22 protein-coding genes are annotated in these 24,712 nt (G+C 68.8%); 13 read left to right on the forward strand and 9 right to left on the reverse strand.

The features are described from left to right. Nucleotides 1–257 precede the first annotated feature (257 nt). The 4 genes from C8N24_RS14080 to C8N24_RS14095 all read left to right on the forward strand — a co-directional run bounded on the left by C8N24_RS14080 (nt 258) and on the right by C8N24_RS14095 (nt 4,107). A complete protein-coding gene (locus C8N24_RS14080; protein WP_121250752.1) occupies nt 258–1,058 on the forward strand; it encodes a TIGR04255 family protein in 801 nt (266 codons plus the stop codon). Further along, nucleotides 1,055–1,732: a helix-turn-helix domain-containing protein gene (locus C8N24_RS33355; RefSeq protein ID WP_147447793.1), complete on the forward strand. Its 678-nt coding sequence runs from the start codon at nt 1,055–1,057 to the stop codon at nt 1,730–1,732. Before C8N24_RS14080 ends, C8N24_RS33355 begins: the two co-directional genes overlap by 4 nt. Next, complete coding sequence (locus C8N24_RS33360) at nt 1,729–2,637, forward strand: hypothetical protein (protein ID WP_147447794.1); 909 nt, start codon at nt 1,729–1,731, stop codon at nt 2,635–2,637. The genes C8N24_RS33355 and C8N24_RS33360 overlap by 4 nt, the downstream gene beginning before the upstream one ends. Before the next feature lie 222 nt (nt 2,638–2,859). Continuing rightward, nucleotides 2,860–4,107, forward strand: coding sequence for a hypothetical protein (locus C8N24_RS14095; protein WP_211339956.1), 1,248 nt, complete (start codon nt 2,860–2,862; stop codon nt 4,105–4,107). Between the two features lie 69 nt (nt 4,108–4,176). Here C8N24_RS14095 and C8N24_RS14100 read toward each other — a convergent pair whose 3' ends face one another. After that, nucleotides 4,177–5,217, reverse strand: coding sequence for a hypothetical protein (locus C8N24_RS14100; protein ID WP_147447795.1), 1,041 nt, complete (start codon nt 5,215–5,217; stop codon nt 4,177–4,179). A 449-nt stretch (nt 5,218–5,666) separates the two neighbouring features. Between C8N24_RS14100 and C8N24_RS14105 the strand changes: the two genes are divergently transcribed. Further along, the gene (locus C8N24_RS14105) at nt 5,667–6,656 is read left to right on the forward strand and encodes an aldo/keto reductase (RefSeq protein ID WP_121250757.1); all 990 of its coding nucleotides are present in this window, start codon (nt 5,667–5,669) and stop codon (nt 6,654–6,656) included. 16 nt (nt 6,657–6,672) lie between these two features. Here C8N24_RS14105 and C8N24_RS14110 read toward each other — a convergent pair whose 3' ends face one another. From C8N24_RS14110 to C8N24_RS14140, 7 genes are all read right to left on the reverse strand, one after another. Continuing rightward, nucleotides 6,673–7,539, reverse strand: coding sequence for an MmyB family transcriptional regulator (locus C8N24_RS14110; protein WP_121250758.1), 867 nt, complete (start codon nt 7,537–7,539; stop codon nt 6,673–6,675). A 122-nt stretch (nt 7,540–7,661) separates the two neighbouring features. Continuing rightward, nucleotides 7,662–10,868, reverse strand: a complete 3,207-nt coding sequence (locus C8N24_RS14115) for a glycoside hydrolase family 3 C-terminal domain-containing protein (protein ID WP_147447796.1) — start codon at nt 10,866–10,868, stop codon at nt 7,662–7,664. Nucleotides 10,869–11,038: 170 nt separating this feature from the next. Next, on the reverse strand, nt 11,039–11,401 hold the full coding sequence (locus tag C8N24_RS14120) for a nuclear transport factor 2 family protein (RefSeq protein ID WP_121250760.1): 363 nt from the start codon (nt 11,399–11,401) through the stop codon (nt 11,039–11,041). Then, entirely contained in the window at nt 11,391–11,792 is a 402-nt protein-coding gene (locus C8N24_RS14125) for a (R)-mandelonitrile lyase (protein ID WP_121250761.1), read from the reverse strand. Before C8N24_RS14125 ends, C8N24_RS14120 begins: the two co-directional genes overlap by 11 nt. 8 nt (nt 11,793–11,800) lie before the next feature. Next, a complete protein-coding gene (locus C8N24_RS14130) occupies nt 11,801–12,817 on the reverse strand; it encodes an aldo/keto reductase (RefSeq protein WP_121250762.1) in 1,017 nt (338 codons plus the stop codon). A gap of 1 nt (nt 12,818) precedes the next feature. Continuing rightward, nucleotides 12,819–13,715, reverse strand: a complete 897-nt coding sequence (locus C8N24_RS14135; protein ID WP_121250763.1) for an aldo/keto reductase — start codon at nt 13,713–13,715, stop codon at nt 12,819–12,821. A 33-nt stretch (nt 13,716–13,748) separates the two neighbouring features. Beyond that, complete coding sequence (locus tag C8N24_RS14140) at nt 13,749–14,603, reverse strand: helix-turn-helix transcriptional regulator (protein WP_121250764.1); 855 nt, start codon at nt 14,601–14,603, stop codon at nt 13,749–13,751. A 102-nt stretch (nt 14,604–14,705) separates the two neighbouring features. Between C8N24_RS14140 and C8N24_RS14145 the strand changes: the two genes are divergently transcribed. The 5 genes from C8N24_RS14145 to C8N24_RS14165 are packed head-to-tail and all read left to right on the forward strand — an operon-like array spanning nt 14,706 to nt 19,802. Beyond that, nucleotides 14,706–15,743 (forward strand): zinc-dependent alcohol dehydrogenase family protein, encoded by a 1,038-nt coding sequence (locus tag C8N24_RS14145; RefSeq protein WP_121253193.1) that lies wholly within the window; start codon nt 14,706–14,708, stop codon nt 15,741–15,743. Further along, a complete protein-coding gene (locus C8N24_RS14150; protein ID WP_121250765.1) occupies nt 15,743–16,111 on the forward strand; it encodes a DUF2255 family protein in 369 nt (122 codons plus the stop codon). The genes C8N24_RS14145 and C8N24_RS14150 overlap by 1 nt, the downstream gene beginning before the upstream one ends. A 9-nt stretch (nt 16,112–16,120) precedes the next feature. Then, nucleotides 16,121–17,548: an MFS transporter gene (locus C8N24_RS14155; protein WP_211339958.1), complete on the forward strand. Its 1,428-nt coding sequence runs from the start codon at nt 16,121–16,123 to the stop codon at nt 17,546–17,548. A 12-nt stretch (nt 17,549–17,560) separates the two neighbouring features. Beyond that, complete coding sequence (locus tag C8N24_RS14160) at nt 17,561–19,129, forward strand: Na+/H+ antiporter (protein ID WP_121250766.1); 1,569 nt, start codon at nt 17,561–17,563, stop codon at nt 19,127–19,129. Next, nucleotides 19,119–19,802, forward strand: coding sequence for a flavodoxin (locus C8N24_RS14165; protein ID WP_211339959.1), 684 nt, complete (start codon nt 19,119–19,121; stop codon nt 19,800–19,802). Before C8N24_RS14160 ends, C8N24_RS14165 begins: the two co-directional genes overlap by 11 nt. 914 nt (nt 19,803–20,716) lie before the next feature. On the opposite strand, the gene C8N24_RS35345 is transcribed toward C8N24_RS14165, so the two are convergent. After that, complete coding sequence (locus C8N24_RS35345) at nt 20,717–21,166, reverse strand: Lrp/AsnC ligand binding domain-containing protein (RefSeq protein ID WP_121253197.1); 450 nt, start codon at nt 21,164–21,166, stop codon at nt 20,717–20,719. An 82-nt stretch (nt 21,167–21,248) separates the two neighbouring features. Between C8N24_RS35345 and C8N24_RS14175 the strand changes: the two genes are divergently transcribed. Genes C8N24_RS14175 through C8N24_RS14185 form a run of 3 tightly spaced genes read left to right on the forward strand, consistent with a single transcriptional unit; the run spans nt 21,249 to nt 24,692 of the window. Further along, nucleotides 21,249–22,406: a MalY/PatB family protein gene (locus tag C8N24_RS14175; RefSeq protein ID WP_121253199.1), complete on the forward strand. Its 1,158-nt coding sequence runs from the start codon at nt 21,249–21,251 to the stop codon at nt 22,404–22,406. Next, nucleotides 22,403–23,644, forward strand: a complete 1,242-nt coding sequence (locus tag C8N24_RS14180; protein WP_211339961.1) for an MFS transporter — start codon at nt 22,403–22,405, stop codon at nt 23,642–23,644. Before C8N24_RS14175 ends, C8N24_RS14180 begins: the two co-directional genes overlap by 4 nt. Then, nucleotides 23,628–24,692: a flavin monoamine oxidase family protein gene (locus C8N24_RS14185; protein ID WP_121250769.1), complete on the forward strand. Its 1,065-nt coding sequence runs from the start codon at nt 23,628–23,630 to the stop codon at nt 24,690–24,692. The genes C8N24_RS14180 and C8N24_RS14185 overlap by 17 nt, the downstream gene beginning before the upstream one ends. Nucleotides 24,693–24,712 lie beyond the last annotated feature (20 nt).

The raw sequence follows: 24,712 nt of genomic DNA on the forward strand, positions 1-24,712 counted from the left end.
CGCGGGAGCGCGCGGGGGATACCGATCGGCTGGACGGGACTGCGTCGCGTATCGAGCGGAATGGCGGAAAGGGCCATCGTGCAACCTCGATCCGACGGTTGGCCGACGGCTTGCTCCATCGAGTTCGAGCCTGAGCCCGGACGGCCTACACGAAAGGCACGTATTGCTTAGCCAGCGTTGACCGAGGGAACCTACGGTGCTACAAGAACACTCCAACTTGCCGATAACTCTACTTGAAGCCGCAGGGGCTACTAGCCATGATTGCCGATCTACCCGAGCCACAGCACGAGCACCTAGCTAGCGCGCCCCTTGAGCTCGCGGTCTGGCAGCTGCAGTTCTCGGAGCCAGCGGCGGTTCAGGACCCGGCTGTGGGCACGCAAGTCGCGGAAGCGTTGGCGAGCGACGGACACGGTGCCTTCCAGCTCACGCGGCTATCCAGCCAGATGATCTTCGCCTTCGCTTCAGGGCAGGCACCCCAGCCGCCTGAGTCTGTAGAGCCGGATGGCTGGCAGCTACGCAGAGGTCAACTGGTGGTCAATCTCAATCGACAGTCGCTGTCGGTGGAGACCACGGCGTACCAGGGCTGGGATCGATTCAGCGCAGTCTTCGGAGCGCTCTGCCGGGCTCTTGAGGTTTCAGCTGTCGATCTGCCGGGAGAGCAGCGTCTCGGGCTTAGGTACGTCGATCGGATCTCTTTGCCCGGTGTTCGGAAGCCGGCCGATTGGGAGGGTCTACTCGCCCCGTGGCTCGTCGCTTCGATGACGCATGAGCACCTCGGTGACGCTGTCTTGGCGGCGGCCGGTCAGGTCGAGCTTGCCGTCGAGGAAGGCTCGCAGGCGACGTTGCGCTATCGCGCATTCCCAGACTTCGAGCGCCGTGGACGACAGACTGTGATGCTGGATTTCGACACCTTCCGTCAGGGGTATCGCACTTTCAGTACCCAAACTATTCTTGACACGAGCAATCAATTCCACGATGTTGCGCATCGCTTGTTCGAAGCGTCCATCACCTCTGAGCTACGCGCAGTATTTGGCCGAGAGAAGGAGGCCTCGGCATGACGTTTGAACGGCCGCTACCAGAGCTGCTGTCGACTTCTTCTGAGTCGCCCGCGGGCGAAACGCGGTCGTGCTTTTACGCGAAGACGCTGCATCATCTCTACGAGGTCGCCGACGCGGCTTTCGCGAGCGGCGGAACGTCAAAGATTGTTCCCTTGAAGCTCGCGCCGCGGACCAAGTCCTCCGCGACGGCTGATCCCGAGGTCATTGCGTCGATGTCGGATGCGCCGGCTCTCCGCGCGCTTGAGCAGCTCCGAGGATGGCTACACCTGTCGTACGAGCAGCTAGGAGCCGTCGTTGGGATCAGTCCTTCGGTGATCTACCACTGGCGCCGGCGACATCGCGAGAATGCACCGGTCCGTCCTCGGGCGTCGTCGGTGGAGCAGCTCTGGCGCGTCCACTCTGCGCTCCGCGCGGTCGCGGAAGCACTGGACGGCGATGACTCTGGATACGGCGTGCAGATGTGGGCTAGATCGGCTCGTGATGGAGCGAGCCCGCTCGATCTTCTCCTGCACGGACGCATCGAAGAAGTCGAGAAGCGCGCGGGAACGCTGCTCTTCGAACGCGACACGCCGCTCCAGCCGCGTTGGCAGCTCGCGACGCCAGAATTCGATGAGGACGACAGTTCGCTTTCGCCGGGCCCGGTCGCTGAGTTTGAGGACTCCGACTTCGGGTGAGCGGCGAAGAACGGCCGTCTTGGTCGCTTCAAGCGGGCGTTGACCCGCGTGAGTGGCCAGAGGCTGCACGGGAAGCAACCAAGCCGCTTCGACAAGGTTCCCTTGTCGAGCGGCCGCCTCTTGTCTACGCGGCCGACGCCGCTCATCCGATCCACGCCACCACCCGAGCGTGGGCGGGCAGCAGCAGAGCTTCGAGTGGCGTCGTAAGCGTCCAAGCTGAGAAGCTGCGCCCCGCGTACGGGCTGGTCGTCACCCAGACGTGTGACCTCGTCGAGGAGGGCACGCCGAAGCGGCCTTGGGTTCACATCGCCCCTGTCTACGCGCTCGACGGCGACAAGGGTACGGTCAAACAGATTAAGCGTGGACGGGGCTTTACCTACCTCTGCCACGTGACCGGCCTGGAGGCTCCAGACGCTGGGATCTGGGTGGCCGACCTGCGTCTGCTAGTGCCCGTCGAGAAGGGCTGGCTCGTAGGGCGACCGGCGCAGGCCGGGTTTGCCGACGAAGACGGTTACGATCGGCTTCGAGTGCAGCTTGCTGCGACAGTTGCGCGCAAAGCTTTTGCGACGGTGATCAACCACCATGTCCTAGGCCCGACCGTGGACCTTCTGCGGGAGCTTGCAGGCGAGTACGAAGGGAATGACCCGATCGTAGATGTCGGGCTCCTGCTTGGCCGGTCCCGCCTGGACCCTCAGTATGCGCAAGTCGTTTTTATGCTCGATAGCGAGCTTAGTCCCGACCTCCGGACTCGGATACTCGACTGGTGGGAAACGACCGCCGAAGTCGCACGTGCGGCAGGACTCGAGACGCTAGTTCCACGATTTGTTTCTCTGGACGAGCTCAGCGCTCGCGAATATCGCGCGCTCGACCTACTGGACGCCCAGTCGTTTTCGCCGGACGACTGAGCTGCTCACGCACGCACGCAGGCGCTCGCGAGTGCCGTGCGATCCTCGCGTGGACAGACGTGCGTTCTGGCGGCTGGTGGACCTCGTCGTCTCGAACGTCCGGCGCGTCAGGTCAGTCGTCAATCGCGAGATGACTTGTGTGCGCTCCCCGCGGGCGCAGGCAAACCGACACCGCGCGAATCGATGTGCTTCCGCATCTCTCACCGATGCGACAATGCGTCTGTGACGCAAGAATTGCTACAGCGGATACTCGATCAGTACCGAGGTTCGCAGGACTTCAACGGCTTGTATTTCGATGGAGCCTCGCCAGACGCGCGGGACGCAGCGTCCGGGCTAGTGCGCGACGGACTGGTTGAGATCGTGGCGGAGGAGGACTTCCCGAACCCGCACATACGGCCCTGGCCATCGCGTCGAACTCGCGAACAGCAGGTGGCGTCACTCATGGAGCTTGACGGCACGGGCTACGGGGTTTGTCTGTACCCAACTCCCGAGGCGCTTGCTGCCAATCCGGCCGCCGAGGACTATGTGGACGAGCCATTTCGCCGCGCGATGGCCGACGGTCGTGGAAGTCTGGAACTCGCGTACTTCAGCTTCGACGTGCTCGAGCAGTACCGCAACGACCCGCGGTTTAGCTTTCGCTTCTACGACTTCGGGGCCCAGACGGTCATCAGCGATGACTCCTATGAGGACGAGAGCGAGCCGGAGCACGACAAGATCCTTATGGATCACATCGGGTTCGCCTACGACCTTTCCGACTACGACAAGGACGATCCGCAGTCGCCAATTGTGCGCCGGGTATGCGCGTTTTACGGGGACCTAGCCAAGCTCTCCCCGATTCATCAGCAAAGGTGGAGGACCTACCAGGTCCCTGACGAGCCCCTTCAGCCGCACCCGGTTTGGTGGGCACAGCAGGGTGGCCACTTCCCGGATGGCGTTGGGCCCTTCGAGAAGTTGTTCCACGAGCTCGACGCGCTGAATACGCTCTTCGACAAAGCCTTTGGCGCGAGCTTGCTGAAGTCCACCGAACGCCCGGCGGACCTCGGCTGGATTCTTAGGCCGTCACAGCGCGAGTGGGATGCCTTCGTGCATCAGCTAGACAAGCTGCTGTCTGAGAATTTGGATCACAAGGCGCTGGATTCTGCTGGCGTGCCTCGAAAGGACGCTGCCCAGCAGAACATTGGGAGTCTCAGGCGCTTAGGCGAGTTTCTCACGGCTAACGGCGTCGCCGAGGACGCGGCGAAGGCGGTTCTGAAGCCCCTCAGCGACGTCAGGAACGCGCGGCAGAAACCAGCGCACACGTTGCGCAAGAACGTCAATGATCGATCTTTCGTACACCGACAGGTTGCGCTCCTCCAAGACCTCAACCTGAGTGTTGAGGCCCTCCGCCGATTCGTGCAGAGTCATCCGGCAAATCGGGAGTGGAGCGAGCCCGAATACCTCAAGGTCGGGGCGCGCGAGTATCGCTTCTGAGAAGCGAGGCACGGCGCGGCTGCGATCCGCGGTCCAAACTTCCGCGCCGCCTGGGCGAGCGGCCCGAAACTACCTCAGATCCCGCTCGGCGACGATCCGGATCTCGAACCCTTCGCTATCTGACGATCGTGGGTCGACCTGTGGCCACCAATGTGACGGGCGAGTCTTGAAGACGCCGTGCGCAAGTGCCATCGGCCAGACGCCCCACTCGTCCAACAGGAGACCGTCCGTCGTCGGCGTCGTGTGCTGCTGGATGAACATCCCGCCGTTGGCATTGAAGCTTCCTGAGGTTGGGCACCAACGTTCGCGCCGCTCCGCATCGGGGCTTCGCCACGACGCCTTGTTGACGAGCACGTCATATGCCGCTTGTTCCATGCGATCGGTGACGGGTCTGACGTCGGCCTCCAGCAAGAACTCGTTTCGTGCGTCGGCGTGAGTTGCGGGATCTCGCATGGTCTCGAACCAGCCGACGAGCTCCGACCTGTCGTAGCCGAAGCGGCTGTGCAGAAACGCGGCCACCGGATCCGCTAGGCGTTTGGGCGGACATCTAAAAGCCCGCTCGAACAACCGCACGAACTCGCGGAACCGACCCATCGCTGACCGTTGGCCTAACGCCTCAACCATCAGGGAGAGTCCGTCGGCGCGGTCGCCCAGCTGTTGCAACACAGTCTCCGGCAAGTCGATCGTGTCCTTGGTGCGAATCTCGCGCTTCAACCTCCCACGCCGCAAACTCGTCTGTGTCGCGAGCCATCTTCGCCCTGCATCACCGGCACTGACAAGCACAGCCGGCGGCCACGGCGACGAAATGTGTCGGCGGCGACCTTGCCCGACCGCGACCAAATTCGCCGCGAACTCGATCGCGCGCTCGGCCACGACGCGCTCCTTTTCGGGGAGGAAGACCTCTCCGCCACTGCCCTTCGGCGGATACTTCAGCGGGACGGCAGCCTGTACCAGGATCTCAGTCTGATGCTCGGACTCTTGTGCGACTGCGAACACGACTTCCGTACCGTCGATATTGAGCGCCCAGTCCTTCCAGCGATCCGCGAGGCGCGGGGAGAACGCCACAAGTGCGAGTCGTACGAGCGCGAGATCGTTCGGCGGCACGGACATGAGTCGTCAGCGTACGACCAGAACGCCTGCTCCTGCGCGTGCCCGCGTACTTCCTGGGCTTTGACGCAAGTGTTCGAGACCCGTGTGAAGGGGTCATCTCCTCTCCGTGTCGTGGGCGTCCCGCTAGTAGGCGGCGAGGCGCTCGTGCGGCAGGGTGCTGCGCCGGCGGACGCCGTTGTCGTGTTCGTGCGGACGGCGCGTCGCGCCGGCTGGTATCCAGGTCATCGAGCAGCCTTTTCCCGGCCGCTGCCGAGGGTCAAGGGGGTTCTGACAGGGCACCCTTTCGCGCGCTTTGAGGCCCTAGTCTCGTACTCAGCGGCTGAGGAGTCACCGCACTAGGGGCCGGCCGTCTGGGCCACACGCCACTTGAGCAGCGGGCGTTCAGGCCACCGCAGAAGGCGACTCGAATCCGGTTCGCTCGTCGCGTAGTCGTAATAGGAGGACGCGCAATGCAGATGCGCACACTTGGGCGAGACCTCGAGGTCTCGTCGATCGGCCTTGGGTGCATGGGCCTGAGCTTCGGCCTTGGTCCCGCCACGGAGCGGACGGAGGCGATCAACGTCATTCGTACTGCGCTGGAGCGCGGCGTGACGCTGTTCGACACAGCGGAGGGCTACGGGCCGTTCGTGAACGAGGAGCTGGTCGGTGAGGCGCTCGAGCCCGTCCGCGATCAGATTCGCATCGCCACGAAGTTCGGCTTCAAGATCGACGACAACGGCGAGATCATCGGTCTCGACAGCCGTCCCGAGCACATCCGCGACGTCGTCGAAGCGTCGCTGAAGCGGCTGCGCACGGACCGCATCGACCTGCTGTATCAGCACCGTGTCGATCCAGAGGTGCCGATCGAGGACGTGGCCGGCACCGTCGGCGATCTGATCCAGGAGGGCAAGGTCAAGCACTTCGGCCTCTCCGAGGCGAGCCTGGACAACGTCCGCCGCGCGCACTCCGTCCAGCCGGTCACCGCGCTCCAGAACCACTACTCGTTGTGGCAGCGCGAGCCTGAGGACGGGACGCTTGCGCTGTGTGAGGAGCTCGGCATCGGCTTCGTCGCCTGGGGACCGCTGGGGCAGGGCTTTCTGACGGGCGCCATCGGCCGGGACATGAAGTTCGATGACCCGAACGACCTGCGCAAGGATTTCCCGCGCTTTACGCCGGAGGCGCTCGAAGCCAACTTCAAGGTGGTCGACTTCCTGCGGGAGCTGGCCGCGCGCAAGAACACGACGCCGGCGCGGATTGCGCTCGCCTGGCTGCTCTCGCGCAAGCCGTTCATCGTTCCGATTCCGGGTGGGACCAAGGTCGAGCATCTCGACGACAACCTGGCGGCCGACGAGCTGGAGCTGACGCCGTCCGACACGCGCGAGATCGACGAGGCGTTCGCGACGATCGACATCCAGGGCGCGCCGCTGTCCGAGGGACTGCAGGCGGCGATCGACCGCTAGCGCGATGCGGTCCGTCTCAGCCGACTGAAGCGTCCACCGCCTCTTGATCGGGTTGCCAGTCGGCCAGTGCCTGGAGGCGCTGTTCGGACTGGCTGCCCGGTGCGGCGCTGTAGGCGAGCAGCGTGAGTCCGCTGTCGGCGGCCAGCACCATCGCGTTGAAGGAGAGCTCGAGCTCTCCGACCACCGGGTGATGGAAACGCTTGAGCCCGGCGGCGTGTCGTCGGACTCGGTGCTCGGCCCACAGGTCGTGGAACTCGCGGCTGTCGCTGCGGAGGTCCTCGACCAGGCGAGTGAGCTCTGGGTCGTCGGGGTGGTTGGCCACTTCGGTGCGCAGCGCGGCGGCGACTTGCTGCGCGATCGTGTCCCACTCGACGAAGAACTCGCGGGCGCGGGGCTCGAGGAAGATGAACCGGCACAGGCTCACCGGCCGGCGAGGGGTGCGGTACACCTCCGAGAACAGTGCGCGGGCGAGATGGTTGGCGGCCAGGATCTCGCGGCGGTGGTTGCGGACGTACGCCGGGCACGCGGTCATGGCCTCGAGCACGCTGTGGACGCTGTCGCGGACCTGCTGGTCTGCGGTCTCGGTGCGATGGGCCGTGGGTGTGTCGACGCGGGCCAGGGCGAGCAGGTACTCGCGCTCGGCGTCGTCGAGCTGAAGTGCGGCAGCCAGGGCTTCAAGGACGCTGTCGGACACCCCGCTCAGGTGGCCGCGCTCCAGCCGCGTGTAGTAGTCGACGCTCACGCCGCTGAGCATCGCCACCTCCTCACGGCGCAGGCCTGGGACGCGTCGGTGCTCGCTCGGCGTCGACAGCCCCGCGTCGCGTGGCGTGATCCTGGCACGGCACGCGCTCAGGAACTCTCGGATCTCGACCTTCGTGTCCACAGCCTGCCTACGAGCCTCCAACGGAGCTGGTCCAGAACGCTACTCCGAGATGGAGGCCGAGGACAGTGTGGTGGACAAGCTGACGCTGGGGCGCCCGATGGTGGGCGCCCCCGATCAGACGTTCACAGGCGCACGCGACTCGCGCGAGCGACCGTCGCGGCCACCGTCCGGTTCTTGCCGGCGACCGTGATCTGCAGCCGGTACGAACCCGGACGCACTGCGCGCGTCCGCTTCAGGCGGACGTTCACCTTCCCGGCCTGCAGCACGGCGTGGCCGGTCGCGACGGTTCGGCCGCGGTGGAGCAGCCGCAGCGTCGCGGTGCGGGTGCTCGCGGGCGCCGTCGACCAACTGCCGTCCGCGAACAGCAGCGTGCAGAGCACGCGAGTCGCACCTGTCGGGCGGCAAGTCGCACGGCCCGCTGGCCCGGGCGGTCCCTGCACGCCGGCCGGCCCTACGGCCCCGGTCTGGCTCTGCGGACCTGTCGACCCCGGAGCCCCCGCGGTGCCCTGAGGCGCTACGGCCGTGGCTGTGTTCTGGACGCCGGCGCCGGTCGTGCCGACCCCGGTTCCGTTGTCGTCGCCGCCGTCCTCGCCGAGGATCGCGAGGTCGCTGCCTTCCGAGCACGTGCCGCCGCGCAGCGACGCCGTCGTGGTGAGACGGACGTCGGACACCGAGGAAGCGACGTACAGGGTCACACGGCCGTTGGGCGTGACCCAGTTGCCGTCGGTGTTGGTGCTCGGGGGATCGGTGCCGTTGGGGTTGGTCGCGTGCGCCTGGCCTTCGCTGTTGCCGGCGTCGGTGTTGGCGCCCGGGTCCCAGTAGGCGAGCGACTTGCACGCGAGCGGGACCGTCACGGTGCGGCTCTCGCCCGGTGCCAGCTGCACCTTGGTCCAGCCCGCGAGCTGCTTGGGCGGGGTCGCGACGCTCGTGGGGAGCGTTCCCGCGTAGACCTGAGCGATCTCGGCGCCGCTGCGCTCGCCGGTGTTGCGCAGCGTGAAGCTGACGCTGACCTGTCCGTCCTGGTTGGAGGCCGTGGCGTCGGTGTAGCCGAAGCTGGTGTACGAGAGCCCGTAGCCGAACGGGAACTGCAGCGCGGTGCGGTCGCGCTCGTAGCCGCGGTAGCCGACGAACACGCCCTCGGTGAAGGGCACGTCGAAGACCTCCGAGGTCAGCAGCGGGTTCTGAATGCCGAGCGCCTGCGGCTGGAAGTCGTACCGCGGGTAGGAGATCGGCAGCTTGCCGGACGGGTTGACGTCACCGAACAGGACGTCCGCGAGGGCCCGGCCTTGCTCGCCGCCGCCGTAGTAGAGCTGCATGATGCCGTCGACCTGGTTGATCCACGGCATCGTCACGGGGCCGCCGCTCTGCAGCACGACGACCGTCCGAGGGTTCGCGCGGGAGACCGCGTCGATCAGCTCGTCCTGCTCGGTCGGCAGGTCGAGCTCACCGCGATCACGCGATTCCGCCTCGTAGAGCCCCGCCACTACGACGGCGACGTCGGAGCGCGAAGCGAGGCTGACCGCCGCTTGGATGTCGGGCGAGAGCGCGCCTGCGGGAGCCACCCAGCCCAGCCGGACGGAGCCGGGGTCCAAGGAGTCGCGCGGCGTCGTGGTCGCATACTCGACTCGGAACGTGTATGCGCGCCCGCCTACCAGCTGCTGGGGGGCCGACACGTACGCGCGCGGCGCGATCTGGTTGGTGAACGACACGATCTGGCGCCCGTCGAAGATCAGTCGGCCGGTGCCGAAGCCCGAGAGCGACAGCTGGTAGGTGCCGGACTGCGGCGGGGTGATCGTGCCCGAGTAGCGGACGGACTGCGCGGTGGTGGGTGCCAGGACCGCCTCCGGATGGATCGCGAAGCCCGCGATGGCGCCGCGATCGAATGCCGGCCGAGGATCGACGCGGGTGATGAACGGCGTGCCGGCGAACGTCGTGTTGGTCCAGTACTCGGCACGGACGCCGGTCTGGCCGGCGGCGCCCGGCGGCGAGAGCACCGATGACGGGATCGCGTCCGGACCGGGCGCGAGATCCGCCGGGTTGGGCGGGTCCGAGCCTCGCTCGAAGCCGACGCTGACGCCGCTCCCCGCTCGCTGACGGATGCCCTGCAGCGGCGAGATGGTGTACGTCGGATTCTGGATGGCCGCTGCGCAGCACTGCTGCGCTGCCCACGTCGCACCCTCGCCGATGACGGCGATCGATTGCGGCTGGCGCGGGCGCTGCAGCGGGAGGGCGGCGTTGCGGTTCTTGAGCAGCGTGATCGCTTCTTGCTCGATCTCGCGCGCCATGCCGCCGTGCTCTTGCGTGGCCACGGGCTGATTCGTGGCCGGCAGTGGGTGATCGAAGATCCCGTTGCGGAAATAGATCCGCAGGATGTTGCGTACGCGCTGGTTGACGAGCGCTTCGCTCACCGTGCCCGCACGCACCGCCGCGAGCAGCGCGGGCCCGTAGGCGGCGATGGTGCCCGTCTCGAGATCCATGCCATCTTCGATCGAGTCGACGGTGTGGTACGACGCGCCGAAGTCGGTGAGGATGAAGCCGTCGAAGCCGAGCTGACGGCGGAGCACCTGCTCCTGCAGGTACCCGTGCTCGCAGGCGTGCTCGCCGTTGATGCGGTTGTAGGCACACATGACGGAGGCCAGTTGCTCGCGCACCGAGGGCGCCCACGGGCGCGTGTAGATCTCTTGCAGCGTGCGCTCGTCGACGTCGGAGCTCTGCGTGTTCACGCCGCGCCGACGGTTGGTCTCCTGCGTGTAGGCGTTGTAGTGCTTGAGGTTGACGGCCATGTCGCCGTCGGCTTGGGCCGCGCGCACGAAGCGTGCTGCCATCACCCCGGACAGGAGCGGGTCCTCGCCGAACGTCTCACCGATGCGCGACCAGAACGGGTTGCGCGCGATGTCGACGTTCGGGCCCAGCACCATGTTGTGCCGCGTCGCGCGCGCCTCGTCGGCGACCGCCGCGGCGAGTCGCTCGGCCAACCGGCTGTTCCAGGTGGCGGCGAGCGCGATGTCCATCGGGAACGCCGTGGTGGGCGACTGCACGAAGCGCACGCCGGGACCGATGTCGACGGTGCGCAACTCCGGGATTCCGAGCCGAGGAATCGCGGCGTTGAAGTAGGCGCCAGTGCCTGGGGGCGGGTCGCCCGTCATCAACGCGACCTTCTCTTCCAGCGTCATCTGCGGGAGCAGGGCATCGACCCGCTCCTCGGGAGACAGCGAGGGGTCCAACCACGGTTGTCCCTGCGCGCCGGCGACGCCCACCGGCACGGTCAATAGCACCGCGACTGCGACCCCGGACAGGCCGACGCGGGCACGAGCACGCCGGGTGATCACGGCAGCTCCTTGGACATGCGCTCTCCTCTCCACCGGCGTCTGCCGGCCTACGCCAGACGCGCACCCCTACGTCCGCGCCTACGACGTCCTCACCCAATCACGTTGTCGGGCGGTTGTAAGGGAGCCTGTTGGTCCCGGTACCGGCAGTACCTCCCAGGCGCGGAAGCGGCTCAGTAGCCGTCTTGGCAGGCGTGCAGGCTGACGAGCTTCCAGCCGTCGGCACGCTGCGCGTAGACCTCGGTGCAGACGAGCTTGAACACCATGCCGCCGTTGATCGTGAACGTGCCGCGGGCCACGACGATCGCGGCGTCGCCGTAGACTCGCACAGACGTCTCGTGCGTCTCGATGCGGTCGTAGACGAAGCGCTGCGATCGCAGCTCGCCCATCCACTCTGGCTTGGAGGTGATGTGGCCGTTGAGGTGCACGAAGACCAGCTCGTCGTCGAAGAGGTCTTCCAGCCGGTCGAGCGGACCGTCGGTGGCCCAGCGCCACTTTGCGTCGGACAGGGCGCGGATCTCGTGCTCAGCCGGCATTCGGGTATTCGCCGTCGGTGACGTGCCGCCCCCAGTTGACCGTGCTGCCGCTTGCGTCGGTCTGCTGCATGGCGATGTGGACCATGAAGCGGTTCGGCGCGGCGCCGTGCCAGTGGTTCTCGCCGGGTTCGAAGAACACCCGGTCGCCGGGGCGGAGCTCCTCGAGCGGACCGCCTTCGCGCTGGCAGAGCCCTACGCCCTCGGTGACGAAGATGGTCTGACCGTGCGGGTGCGTGTGCCAGGCCGTACGCGCCCCCGGAGTGAAGTGCACCGCGGCGGCGGCGAAGACCGAGCTGCCGGCGGGCGCGGCGACGGCGTCGATGTAGACGTCCCCGGTGAACCAGTCCGACGGGCCCTTCTGGGTATCCATGCTGCTCCGCGTGATTTGCATGAGGTCTCCTAGCGGCGCCGCAGGGCCGGGGCGAGGACCTGCTCGCCGTAGCTGGTGTCGGCCGGGTTGATGGTCACGCCCGGCTTGACGATCTCGTCGATGCGGTCGAGCACCTCGGCGCTCAGCTGCACCTCCGCGGCCGGGAGCTGGCTCTCGAGCTGCTCCATAGTGCGCGGGCCGACGATCGCCGACGTCACGCCCGGGTGGTTGATGACGAACGCGATCGCGAGCTCGATCATGGTCAGGCCGGCGTCGTCGGCGACCTGCTGGAGCGCTTGGACGGCTTCGAGCTTGGCCTGGTTCTCGGGCAGGGCCATGTCGAAGCGCTTGGCGAGGCGCTGGCGGGCCGGTGAGGTGGGCGAGCTGTCGGCGCTCCAGCTCCCGGACAGCCAGCCGCCGCCGAGCGGGCTGTAGGTGAGGATGCCCATGCCGTGGCGTTGGGCGGTGGGGAGGACGTCGAGCTCGATGCTGCGCGTGAGCAGCGAGTAGGGCGGTTGCTCGGTGCGGTAGCGCTCGAGGTTGCGGTCGCGGGCGGCGATCTGCGCCTCGACAATCTGGCTGCCGCTGAATGAGGAGGACCCGATGTACCGGACCTTGCCCTGGCGGACGAGGTCGGTGAGCGCGCCGAGGGTCTCCTCGTAGTCGACGGCCGGGTCGGGGCGATGGACCTGGTAGAGGTCGATGTGATCGGTCTGCAGGCGTCGGAGGGAGTCCTCGACCGCGGTCATGATCCAGCGTCGCGAGGGCCCGCGCCGGTTGACGTCGTCGCCCATCGGCATGAAGAACTTGGTCGCGAGCACGACGTCGTCGCGGCGGCCCTTGAGTGCCTTGCCGAGAATCTCCTCGGACTCGCCGGCCGAGTAGACGTCGGCGGTGTCGACGAAGTTGACGCCGGCGTCGAGCGCGGCGTGGATGATGCGGACCGAGTCGTCGTGGTCGCTGTTGCCCCAGGCGCCGAACATCATCGTGCCGAGGCAGAGGCTGGGGACCTGGACGCCGGTGCGTCCGAGCGGGCGGTACTGCATCTCAGGCCTCCGGGATGTCGCGGCCGAACGTCTCCAGCGTGATGTCCTCGGGCTCAGGGCCGCCGCGCTTGCCGGTTTCCAGGCCGTCGATGGCGGCCAGCTGCTCGGGGGTGAGCTCGAAGTCGAAGACGTCGAGGTTCTCGGCGATGCGTGCCGGCTTGGTGGACTTGGGGATGACCGAGCGACCGTGCTGGAGCCCCCAGCGCAGCATCACCTGAGCGGGTGTCTTGCCGTGCGCGGCGGCGATCTTGGTGATCACCGGGTCCTGGAGCGTGCTCGTGTGGCCGCTGTCGCGGTAGAAGGTGATGCCGCCGATCGGCGACCACGCCTGGGCGAGGATGCCGTGACGCTCGCCGAAGGCCTGGACCTCGGCCTGCTGGAAGTACGGGTGCTGCTCGATCTGGTTTACGGCCGGAACGACCGACGTTTGGTCGAGCAGTTGCTCCAGGTGATTGACCATGAAGTTGCTGACGCCGATCGCGCGGACCTTGCCGTCGGCCAGCAGCGTCTCCAGGGCCCGGTAGGCCTCGAGCGTCTTGTCGAAGGCCGAGGGCAGCGCCTGGTGCAGGATTAGGAGGTCGATCTGCTCCACGCCGAGCTTGGCGGCGCTCTTCTCGAACCCGTGCAGGGTCTCGTCGTAGCCGTAGTCGGAGATCCAGATCTTGGTCTCCAGGAACACCTCAGAGCGATCGAGGCCGGACGCGCGGACGGCATCGCCGACCTCGCGCTCGTTGCCGTAGGCCGCGGCGGTGTCGATATGGCGATAGCCGGCGCCCAGTGCCGCCTGCACGGCCGCTGTGGTCTCCTCCGGCGGGCTTTGGAAGACCCCAAGGCCGAGGGCGGGCATGGTGACGCCGTTGTTGAGCTCCAGTGACGGAGCGGCGGTTGCAGGGGCCATCGTCGAGGCTCCTTTCGTCTCGAGTTGATGCGCTTAGCTGCGGGAAGTGGCGGGTGTGGCCGTCCAGCTGGCGAGGAGGTTCAGCGCCTCCTCGGAACGACTGCCCTGCTCGGCGCTGTAGACGCTGATGCTCAGGCCGGTGTCGGCGGGCAGCTCCATCACGTCGTAGCTGAGCTCGAGCTCGCCGACCACCGGGTGGCGCAGCTTCTTGGTGCCGGTCTGGTGGAAGCGCACGTTGTGGGCCGCCCACCAGGTGCGGAAGTCATCGCTGCGCATGGACAGCTCACCGACCAAGTCGGTGAGGCCGGGGTCGTACGGGTTGCGGCCCGCCTGTGAACGCAAGTGCGCAACCAGGTCACGAGCGACCCGCTCCCAATCGACATAGAACTCCGTCGCTGCCGGGTCCAGGAACGTGAAACGGGCGCTGTTGGTCGGCTGCTCACGGCTCTCGAACAACGGCGCATACAGCGCGCGGCCCAGCGCGTTCGCGGACAGGTAGTCAACCCGGCTGTTGCGCACGATCGCCGGGTTGGTCATCCCGTCCACGATGCGCTGCACCGCGGGCCGTACAGCCTTTGCAGCCGGCTTGCGACGCCGCGGCGCGGCCGGGTTGACCGCGCGGGCGAGGTCGAACAGGTGCGCCCGTTCGGCGTCGTCGAGCTGCAACGCTCCGGCCACGGCTTCGAGCACGTTGTCTGAGACGCCGCTGAGGTGTCCGCGCTCCAGCCGCTTGTAGTAGTCGATGCTTACGCCGGCGAGCGTCGCGACTTCTTCGCGACGCAGACCGGGAACCCGGCGCTTGCCGGTGACGTGCAGGCCCGCCTGCTCGGGCGTGACGTTCGCACGCCGCGAGGCCAGGAACGTTGCGATGTCGTCTGTCCTGTCCACGTTGTCCAGGCTAGGCGCGTTGAGGCCGAGAAAGGGTGCCCTGTCAGTACCCCGTTCGCAGAACCCTTTTGCCGTCTGTGCACGCGCGCTTCAGTGGCCGTCATGCGTGCAGCCCTCTTCAACGAGCCCCGCTCGATCACCGTCGGCGACCGGCCGGACCCGGTGATCGTCGAGCCGACCGACGCGATCGTCCGCGTCGTGCTGGCCTGCGTGTGCGGCTCAGACCTCTGGTACTTCCGCGGCGACTCCGAGTTCGCGCCCGGTCCGATCGGCCACGAGTTCGTCGGTGTCGTCGAAGACGCCGGCGCCGCCGTGACCCACGTCAAGCGCGGCGACTTCGTCATCGCCCCGTTCGCCTTCAGCGACGGCACCTGCCCCAACTGCCAGCACGGCGTTACCACCGCGTGCATGACGGGGGGCTTCTATCCGTCTAACGGCGATGGCGGCCAAGGCGAAGCGGTCCGCGTGCCGCTCGCTGACAGCTCGCTCGTGACCGTCCCTGGCAGCGGCCACTCCGAGGAGATGCTCCGCTCGCTGCTCACGCTGTCTGACGTCATGGCCACCGGCCACCACGCCGCCGTCTGCGCGAACGTGCAGGCGGGCGGCACGGTCGCGGTCGTGGGCGACGGCGCGGTCGGCCTCTCCGCCGTGCTCGCCGCCAAGCGCCTCGGCGCCGACCGCATCATTGCCCTGAGCCGCCACGCCAACCGCCAGGCGCTCGCCACGGAGTTCGGCGCCACCGACATCGTCGCCGGCCGCGGCGAGGAGGCGATCGAGGCCGTGCGCGAGATGACCAACGGCGTCGGCGTCGACGCCACCATGGAGTGCGTCGGCACCGACCAGTCGATGAAGACCGCGATCGGCATCGCCCGCGCCGGCTCGATGGTCGGCTACGTCGGCGTCCCACACGGCGTCGAGCTGCCGATTAGCCAGATGTTCTTCCAGACCGTCGGCGTCCGCGGCGGCGGCGCCCCCGCCCGCGTCTACATCCCGCAGCTGCTGCCCGACGTGCTCGAAGGCCGCATCAACCCCGGCCTGGTCCTCAACTACGAGACCGACCTCGAGGGCATTGCCGACGCCTACGCCGCCATGGACGAGCGCCGCGCGATCAAGTCCCTCGTGCGCGTGGGGACGATCTGATGGGCGCCTGGACCGAAGACGAACTGCGCCGCATCGACGGCGTCCAAGAGCTCGCCATCGCACCAGTGCGCCGCAACGGCGAGCTGCGTCGCGCGACCCCGATCTGGGTCGTGCGCGTCGATGACGACCTCTACGTCCGCGCCGCCTACGGCGCGAACAAGGGGTGGCACGGCGTCGCCCGCTCCAGCCACCAGGCGCAGATCCGAGCCGGCGGCGTGCAGAAGGACGTCGCGATCGAGGACGCCGACGCTGCGGTCAACGACGCCGTCGACGCCGCTTACCGCACCAAGTACGGCCACTACGCCAGCATCGTGGACAGCATCAACGACGCCGAGCACCGGACGACGACGCTCCGGCTCGTCCCGTAGGCAACGATCGTGCCCACCACGGACAAGCTGCGCACCGGCCCGGTGCTGGCGATCGTGCTCGTCAGCTACGCGATGATCGTGCTCGACATCTCGATCGTCATCACCGCGCTGCCGCAGATCCATCGCACGCTGGACTTCTCGGCCACCGCGCTCTCCTGGGTCCAGAACGCCTACCTCCTCGCCTTCGGCGGGCTGCTGCTGCTCGGCGCTCGCGCCGGTGACCTGTTTGGCCGCCGCCGCATGTTCACGATCGGCCTGGCGCTGTTCACGCTGGCCTCGGTTGCCGTCGGCAGCGCTCAGACCGAACTGTGGCTGATCGCCGCCCGTGCCGCCCAAGGCGTCGGCGCCGCGATCCTCGCTCCCTCCACGCTCGCGCTCTTGCAGACCAGCTTCGCCGAAGGACCCGAACGCACGCGCGCGGTGTCCCTCTACGCGGCGGTCGCCGGTGTCGGCGCCACCGTCGGCCTTGTCGTCGGAGGCATCTTCGCCGGCTGGCTGTCCTGGCGCGTCGGCTTCTTCATCAACGCTCCGATCGGCCTGGCGATGATCCTCGCCGCGCTGCGCTTCCTCCCCGAGACGACTCCACGGCGGGGCGCCACTGACGCCACCGGTGTCATCGCCTCCACGCTCGGCATGACTGCCCTGGTCTTCGGCATCGTCCGCTCCGCCGACGCCGGCTGGACCGATCCGCTGACGCTGGTCACGATCGCCGTCGGCGTGCTCGGGCTCGTCCTGTTCGTCGCCAACGAGCGCCGCGCCGCCCAACCGGTCATGCCGCTGCGACTGTTCTCCAGTCGTGAGCGCTCCGGCGCCTACGCCGCGCGCCTGCTCTTCCTCGCCGCCATGGCCCCGTTCTGGTTCTTCACGACCCAGTGGCTGCAAAGCGTCGCCGGCTACAGCCCCGTGCAGGCCGGCCTGGCCTTTCTTCCCGTCACCCTGCCCAACTTCGCCGCAGCGCTCGTCATCCCGCACCTGACCCGCCGCTACGGCAACCCCACCGTGCTGATCGCCGGCCTCACCCTCTCGGTGATCGGCATGGCCTGGCTCGGCCGCCTCGGCCCGGACACGTCCTACTTCACCGGCATCGCCCTCCCGATGATCCTCATCGGCATCGGCCAGGGAGGCTCGCTTGGCCCGCTGACGGCGGGCGGGCTCACCGGAGTTAGGTCCGAGGACGCCGGCGCTGCCGGCGGGGTCACCAACGTCGCGCACCAGATCGGCGGCTCCCTCGGCCTCGCCGTCTTGGTCGCGGTCTTCGCCGCCGCCGACTCCGACACGCTCAGCGGCGCCGCGCTGCTGGCCCACCGCATCTCCGCCTCCCTCACGGTGGCCGCCGTGCTCTTGGCGGTCGCGCTCATCGTCGCTCTGGTCGTCCATCCGCGGCGTCACGCCGCGGCCGCACCGCAGCTGGCAACGTCCGCGCTGACCGAGCGCTGAGCAGGGTCGGACATGGAACACGTCGAGCTCGTTCTGCTGTTCCTGCTGGTGGCGGTGGCGGCGTTGACCTGGCTGTCATCGGCCCTTGACGTCCCGTACCCGATCCTGCTCGTCCTCGGCGGCAGCGTGCTCGGCTTCGTTCCCGGCGTGCCAGAGGTCGAGCTCAATCCAGATCTCGTCCTGCTGATCGTCCTGCCGCCGCTGTTGTTCCACGCCGCGTACTTCGCGTCCCTGCGCGAGTTGCGAGCAAATGCGCGCGCGATCTCCCTGAACGCCTGCGCGTTGGTGCTGCTCACCATGAGTGCCGTCGCGGTCGTCACGCATGCTGTCGTGCCCGGGATGCCCTGGGTCGCGGCGTTTGCCTTCGGGGCGATCGTCTCCCCGACCGACCCGCTTGCCGCCGTGACCATCGCCCGTCGGCTCGGCGTGCCTCACCGGCTGATCGTCCTCATCGAGGGCGAGTCGCTGATCAACGACGGCACGGCGCTGGTTGCGTACCGCACCGCGCTGGCCGCTGCCGTCGGCGGGTCCTTCAGCCTGCTCGACGCCGCCGGCGACTTTGTCCTGAACGTGGTCGGCGGCGTGGTCGTCGGCGTCATCGTCGCGCAGGTGTTGCTGTGGGTGTTCCGCCGGATCGTGGGCGACGACCTGCTCGGCGTCACGGTCTCCCTCATCGCCGGCTTCGCCGCCTACGTCCCCGCCGAAGAACTCGGCGTCTCTGGCGTCATCGCCGCCGTCACCGTCGGCCTGCTCGTCGGCCACCGCGCCGCCGAGCACTCCACCGCCAGCTCCCGCCTACGCAGCTTCGCCTTCTGGGACGTCCTCGTCTTCCTGCTCAACGCCCTGCTGTTCGTCCTCGTCGGCCTCCAGCTGCCCAGCGTGCTCGAAGACCAAGACCGATCCGCCGCCACGTTGATCGGGCTCGGGGCGCTCGCCGGCGCCGTCGTGATCGGCGTCCGCCTGCTGTGGTCACACACGATCCCGTACCTCATCCGCGCACTCGACCGACGCCCTCGACAGGTCGCCATGCGCGTCGCTTGGCGCGAGCGCATGGTGCTCGCCTGGGGCGGCCTCCGAGGCGCCGTCTCCCTCGCCGCCGCGCTCGCGCTCCCGCGAGACTTCCCGGAGCGCGACCTCATCATCTGGCTGACGCTCTGCGTGATCCTCGCCACGCTCGTGCTGCAGGGCGTCACGCTGCCGGCCCTCATCCGCACCCTCGGCATCCGCGAAGACGAGTCCGCCGCGCTCGATGAGCTCCGCGCACGCAAGGCCGCCGCCCGTGCCGCGCTGCATCGCATCGACACGCTGCGCAAGGAGGACTGGACGCGGCCCGACAGCTTGGACCGGCTGCACGCGATGTACGAGTTCCGTTACAACCGCCTCGCCCAACGCGCCGGCGCGCTCGAAGCCGACGAGAACCTCGACGAGCGCTCTGCCACCTACCAGCGCACCGTCCGAGACCTCCTGGACACCCAACGGCGGGAGCTCGTCCGCCTGCGCGACGACGGCCAGGTCTCCGACGAAATCCTCCACGCCCTCACCCGCGAGATCGACCTTGAGGACCAACGCCTTGAAATCTGACCCGGCCGCCATGTCACGACGCGCGCTGCTCCACCGCGCCATCCTCGGCGCGGAAGGGCTCACGCTTGCCGCCGCGCTCAGCGCATGCTCGACGTCGGAGGAAGCCGTACGCCCGTCAGGCGCCGCGACGTCGACGCCCGAAGCGCGCCGGACCATCCTCCTCGCGTACTTCTCCCGGCCCGGCGAGAACTACTGGTACGGCGGCCGCCGCAACCTGCGCACCGGCAACACCGAGATCCTCGCCCGCATGATCCGCGAGCGGCTCGACTGCGACGTGCACCGCATCCTCGCCGCACGGCCCTACCCACGCGACTACGAGCAAACCGTCGAGCGCAACGTGCGAGAACAAGATGCCGACGAACGTCCCGAGGTCGCCAACCCGCTGCGAGCGATCGACCGCTACGACACGATCCTGCTCGCCAGCCCGATCTGGAACGTGCGCGCGCCGATGATCATGACCACGTTCACCGAGAGCTACGACTTCACCGACAAGACCGTGCATCCCATCACCACGCACGCCATGAGCGGCCTCGGCAATACCGAAGAGGACTACGCCCGAACTTGCCGAGGCGCACGGATCGGCGCCGGACTGGCGATCCAGGGCGAGACGGTGCGCGACGCCTCCGCCGAGGGAGATCTCGAGGCGTGGCTGAGCCGAGTCGGTCTCGGCTGACGCGCCGATGTGATTGCGCCAAGACCCTGCTTGGCGGGCTTCAGTGATGTGAAGGGGTGCGAGACTAGCCGGCGACGTCCGTCAGAAGCGGCATCATGTCGAAGCCTCATGCCACGCGCTCGCTCACACGCCGCTCCGCGCGCCGACGCGAACACTTGGGACTCTGGGGGCGTTCTGGGGGCACGCGTCGTGCCACGTCAGGCGTCGTCAGGCTCGTTCAGGAGCGTCAGGTTGGCTCTGGAGCGTCCTGAAGCGGCTGGACGTGGCATTTCTGGTGCGCTCGTAATGAAGGGGTCCCCGGTTCGAGTCCGGGTGTCGGCTCCTCTCGAAAGCCTCGCGTTCGCGGGGCTTTCGTCGTTTGAGGGCACGTCTGCGCATCGCGCCTGACTTGATCTCTGGGGGGTGCTCGGGGGCGTTTTGACCCCTTCACCCCCTTGCGACCACGCCGCTGGACTGAGTGCCAAACGGTGAAGGGGTCAGGGCCGGCGTCGTCGCCGATCTTCATCGGGGTTCCGACACCGCCGATGGGGTGGAAGGAATCGAACCCGCTGATGGCGGCGTCGACTTCGTCCTCGGCGGCGGCGACGGTCTGGGTGATGAAGAACGTGGCGCGGTTCAGGTCAGGGTGGCGTCGGCGTGCTGGTTGCTGAGCTGCTCGCAGCGCCGCACTGCTGCCGCCGATGACGATGAGCGGCGAGGTGGCCGTTCAACGGGAGGCGCTCGAGGGCGGCGACGCGCGCGCGTTCATCGAGTCCACCATCGCCTTCCATCGCTCGTTCGTGCGAGCCGGCCGCGATCACGGTCGAGCATCTGCGTACCGGCGACACGGACACGTTCTCGGAGCCACTCGCGCACCACGTCGGCGACACGCTGGGCACGCCGCTGGACGAGGTCCACGCGGCGCGCCCGCCGGCCTAGGGTGCTTCGGGGAGCGGGCGCGTCGGGACGACCTGCTTCATCACGATCGTGGAGCTGATGCGGCTGACGCCCGGCAGGCGGATGAGCGTCTCCTCGTAGAACCGCTGGTAGGCGGCGAGGTCGGCGGCGACGACGCGTAGGAGGTAGTCGGGGTCGCCGAACAGGCGTTGGGCCTCGATGATCTGGGGCGCGTCGCCCACGGCGGCATCGAACTCGGGGACGTCAGGGTGGCTCAGCGAGGCGAACACGAGCACCTCGAAGCCGAAGCCGACGGCTGCCGGGTCGACCTGCGCGTGGTAGCCGCGGATGACGCCGGCGCGTTCGAGCTCGCGCACACGCCGCTGGCAGCGGGAGAGGCTCAGGCGCACCCGTTCGCTGAGTTGGGTGAGCGTGAGGCGGCCGTCCGCTTGGAGATGCGCAAGGATCTTGCGGTCGATGGCGTCGATGCGGAAGAAGCTAGCGTCTCCGACCGATCTCAGGCAAGGAAAGGCAAGAACCTTGCTCGCGTCCGGGACTAGTGTGCCGGTGATGACCGCGACGTTCGCCGCGACCTCGGGGAACCCGCTCGAGCGGCTCTCGATCGAGCGACTGCGCACCCGCACCAGCGAGAAGTGGCGCAAGTACCCGGCCGACGTGCTGCCGCTCTGGCTGGCGGAGATGGACGTGACGCTCGCGCCGCCGATCGCGGCCGCGGTGCACGCCGCGGTCGACGCCGGGGACACGGGCTACCCGTGCGGTGGCGAGTACGCCGCGGCGGTGCGCGAGTTCGCCGCGTGCCGCTGGGGCTGGAGCTTCGACGTGGCGAACACGGCGGTGGTCGCCGACGTCATGACCGGCGTGGTCGAGGCGCTGGAGCTGTTGACCGAGCCGGGTGATCCCGTCGTGGTCTGCGCGCCCGTGTATCCGCCCTTCTACTGGTTCACCACGCGCGCCGGCCGTCGCGTGCTGGAGGCCCCGCTCGGCCCGGAGGGTCGCCTGGACCCGGCCACGATCGACGCGACCCTCGCCGAGGCGCGTCGCCGATCCCCGCGCCCGGTCCTGCTGCTCGCGAACCCGCACAACCCGACCGGCGTCGCGCACACCCGCGCCGAGCTGGAAGCCGTGGCCGCCGTCGCGGTCCGCCACGACGCGCGCGTGATCTCCGACGAGATCCACGCGCCGCTCGTGCTGGACGGGGCGACGTTCACGCCGTACCTGAGCGTCGACGACCGCGCGTTCGCGCTGATCTCCGGGTCCAAGGGCTGGAACCTCGCCGGCATCAAGGCCGCGCTGCTGATCGCCGGCCGGGACGCGGCCGACGACCTGCGCCGTCTCCCGGCCGAGCTGAGCCACGGGCCGTGCCATCTCGGCGTGATCGCCCACACCACGGCGTTCCGCGACGGCGGGCCCTGGCTCGATGAGCTGCGAGCAGGGCTGGTCGCCAACCGAGCGCTGCTCGGCCGGCTCCTGGCCGACGAGCTTCCGCACGTGGGCTACCGCGCACCGGACGCGACCTACCTGGCCTGGCTCGACTGCCGCGCGCTCGACGCGGACCCGGCCCGCCTGTTCCTGGACCGCGCGCGCGTGGCGGTCAACTGCGGACGCGCGTTCGGTGCCGGCGGCGCGGGCTACGTGCGGCTGAACTTCGGGACCTCCGCGGCGATCCTGAGCGAGGCCATCGGGCGCATGGGCGACGCCGCGCGGTGAGCACCGAGGCGCTGTACCGCAGGACGTTGCGCGTCCTGCTCGTCTCGCAGGTGCTGGCCGGCGCCGGGCTCGCCGCCGGCGTCACGGTGGGCGCGCTGCTGGCCGAGGACATGCTGGGCTCGACCGGCACCGCAGGCCTGCCGGCCGCGTTGCTGACGCTCGGGTCCGCGGCGGCTGCGACGGGTGTCGGCCGACTCTCGCAGCGCCTGGGCCGACGCCCCGGGCTCGCGGCCGGGTATGCCGTCGGCGCGATCGGTGGCGCGGGCGTCGTGCTCGCCGCGACCATCGACAGCGTCCCGCTGCTGCTGGCGTCGTTGCTGCTCTACGGCTCGGGAACGGCGACCAACCTGCAGGCCCGCTACGCCGGCGCTGATCTCGCGCCCGCCGACCGGCGCGGCCGAGCGGTCAGCACCGTGCTCGTCGCTACCACGCTGGGAGCGGTCCTGGGTCCGAACCTCGTGGAGCCGATGGGCGACGTCGCGTCCGCGCTGGACGTCCCGCGGCTGGCTGGACCGTTCATCCTCGCCACCGCGGCCTACGCGCTGGCGGCGATCACCGTGCTGATCGTGCTCCGTCCTGACCCGCTGCTCGTCGCGCGCGCCGCCGGCGCGCGCCACGCGGCGGAGGACACGAGCCCGGCGGCGCCGGTCGCGGCCGCCTCGCTCAGGCTTGCGGCCGTCGCGATGGTCGTCACGCAGCTCGTGATGGTGGCGGTGATGACGATGACCCCGGTGCACATGCGCGATCACGGTCACAGCATCAGCGCCGCCGGGCTGGTCATCTCGATCCACGTGGCCGCGATGTTCCTGCCGTCGCCGCTCACCGGACAGCTGGTCGACCGTCTCGGGCGCAGGCCGATCCTCGCCGCCGGCGGCTGCACGCTGCTGCTCGCGGGCGTGATCGCTGCCACCGCGCCCGCCGATTCGATGGTTCTGCTCACCGTGGCCCTCGCGCTGCTCGGGCTCGGCTGGAACTTCGGCCTGGTGGCAGGGACGGCGCTCGTCACAGACGCCGTTCCGCTCGCGCAGCGCGCGAAGACGCAGGGGACGATCGATGTCGCGGTCGCGCTCTCCGGCGCCACCGGCGGCCTGTCGAGTGGGCTCGTCGTCGCGGGCGCCGGTTACTCCACCCTCGCGCTGACCGGCGGCCTCATGGCCCTCGCCATCCTTCCTGCTCTGCTCGCCGAGCATCGCGTCACCGACCCTGGGAGTCCCGAAGCCCGTGCCGCACGAAGCTGAGGTCGTCGTCATCGGAGCCGGCCTCGCCGGCCTGACCGCGGCTGCGTCGCTGCAAGCGAGTGGCGTGGACGTCGTCTGCCTCGAAGCCCGCGAGCGGGTGGGCGGACGGGCGAGCAGCGTCGGCGGCTGGCTGGACCTGGGAGCGACGTGGTTCTGGGACGGCCAGGCCGCGATCGCCGAGACCGTCGCGGCGCTCGGCCTGGCCACCTACCCGCAGGTGCTCGACGGCGACGCGCTGATCGAGCGGGCCCCCGGCGAGGCGCTGCGGATGGACGGGAACCCGATCGACCGTCCGGGCCGGCGGTTGCGCGAGGGGATGCAGTCCGTCCCGCTCGCGCTGGCGCGCTCACTGACGGTCAAGACCTCGGCCCCGGTCCGCTCGATCACCTTCCGCGCGGACTCGCTCGCCGAGGTCGCGACCGACGACGAGACCTACGTGGCCTCAACGGTGCTGTTGGCCGTCCCGCCCCGGCTCGCGGTCGAGTCGATCGACTTCCAGCCGGCACTACCACCCGGCGTGGTCGACGCGGCGCGGGCCGTGCACACCTGGATGAGCGACACCGTGAAGGTCGTCGCCCGCTACGCGACGGCGTTCTGGCGTGACGCCGGATGGGCGGGAGCCGCCCTCAGCCACGCGGGGCCCTTCTGCGAGTTCCATGATCACAGCGGCCCTGAAGCGAACCAGGCCGCCCTGTTCGGCTTCGCGCCGGCGGCCCGGCTCGGCGGGGCCGCGCAGGACGAGATCGTCGAGCGGTTCTGCGGGCACGTCGAACGCCTGTGGGGACCTGGCGCTCCGGCTCCGCTCGAGGTGCACGTCGCGGACTGGAGCGCCGACGGTTACACCACCGCGGGCGTCGCGACTTCCTCGACGGCGTGGTACTACGGCACGCCACTGCTCCGCCTGCCTCACTTCGGCGGCCGACTCGTCTTCTGCTCGACGGAAACCGCCCCGGCGTTTCCGGGCTACCTCGAAGGGGCCGTCCTGGCCGGCCGCCGCGCCGCCGGCCAGGCGCAGGAGCACCTCGCCGGCGTCGGTCGGCAGGCGTAGCCGCCGGCACGGCGGGGCGT

Origin of the sequence: Solirubrobacter pauli, assembly GCF_003633755.1 — a bacterium.
Lineage (GTDB): Bacteria > Actinomycetota > Thermoleophilia > Solirubrobacterales > Solirubrobacteraceae > Solirubrobacter > Solirubrobacter pauli.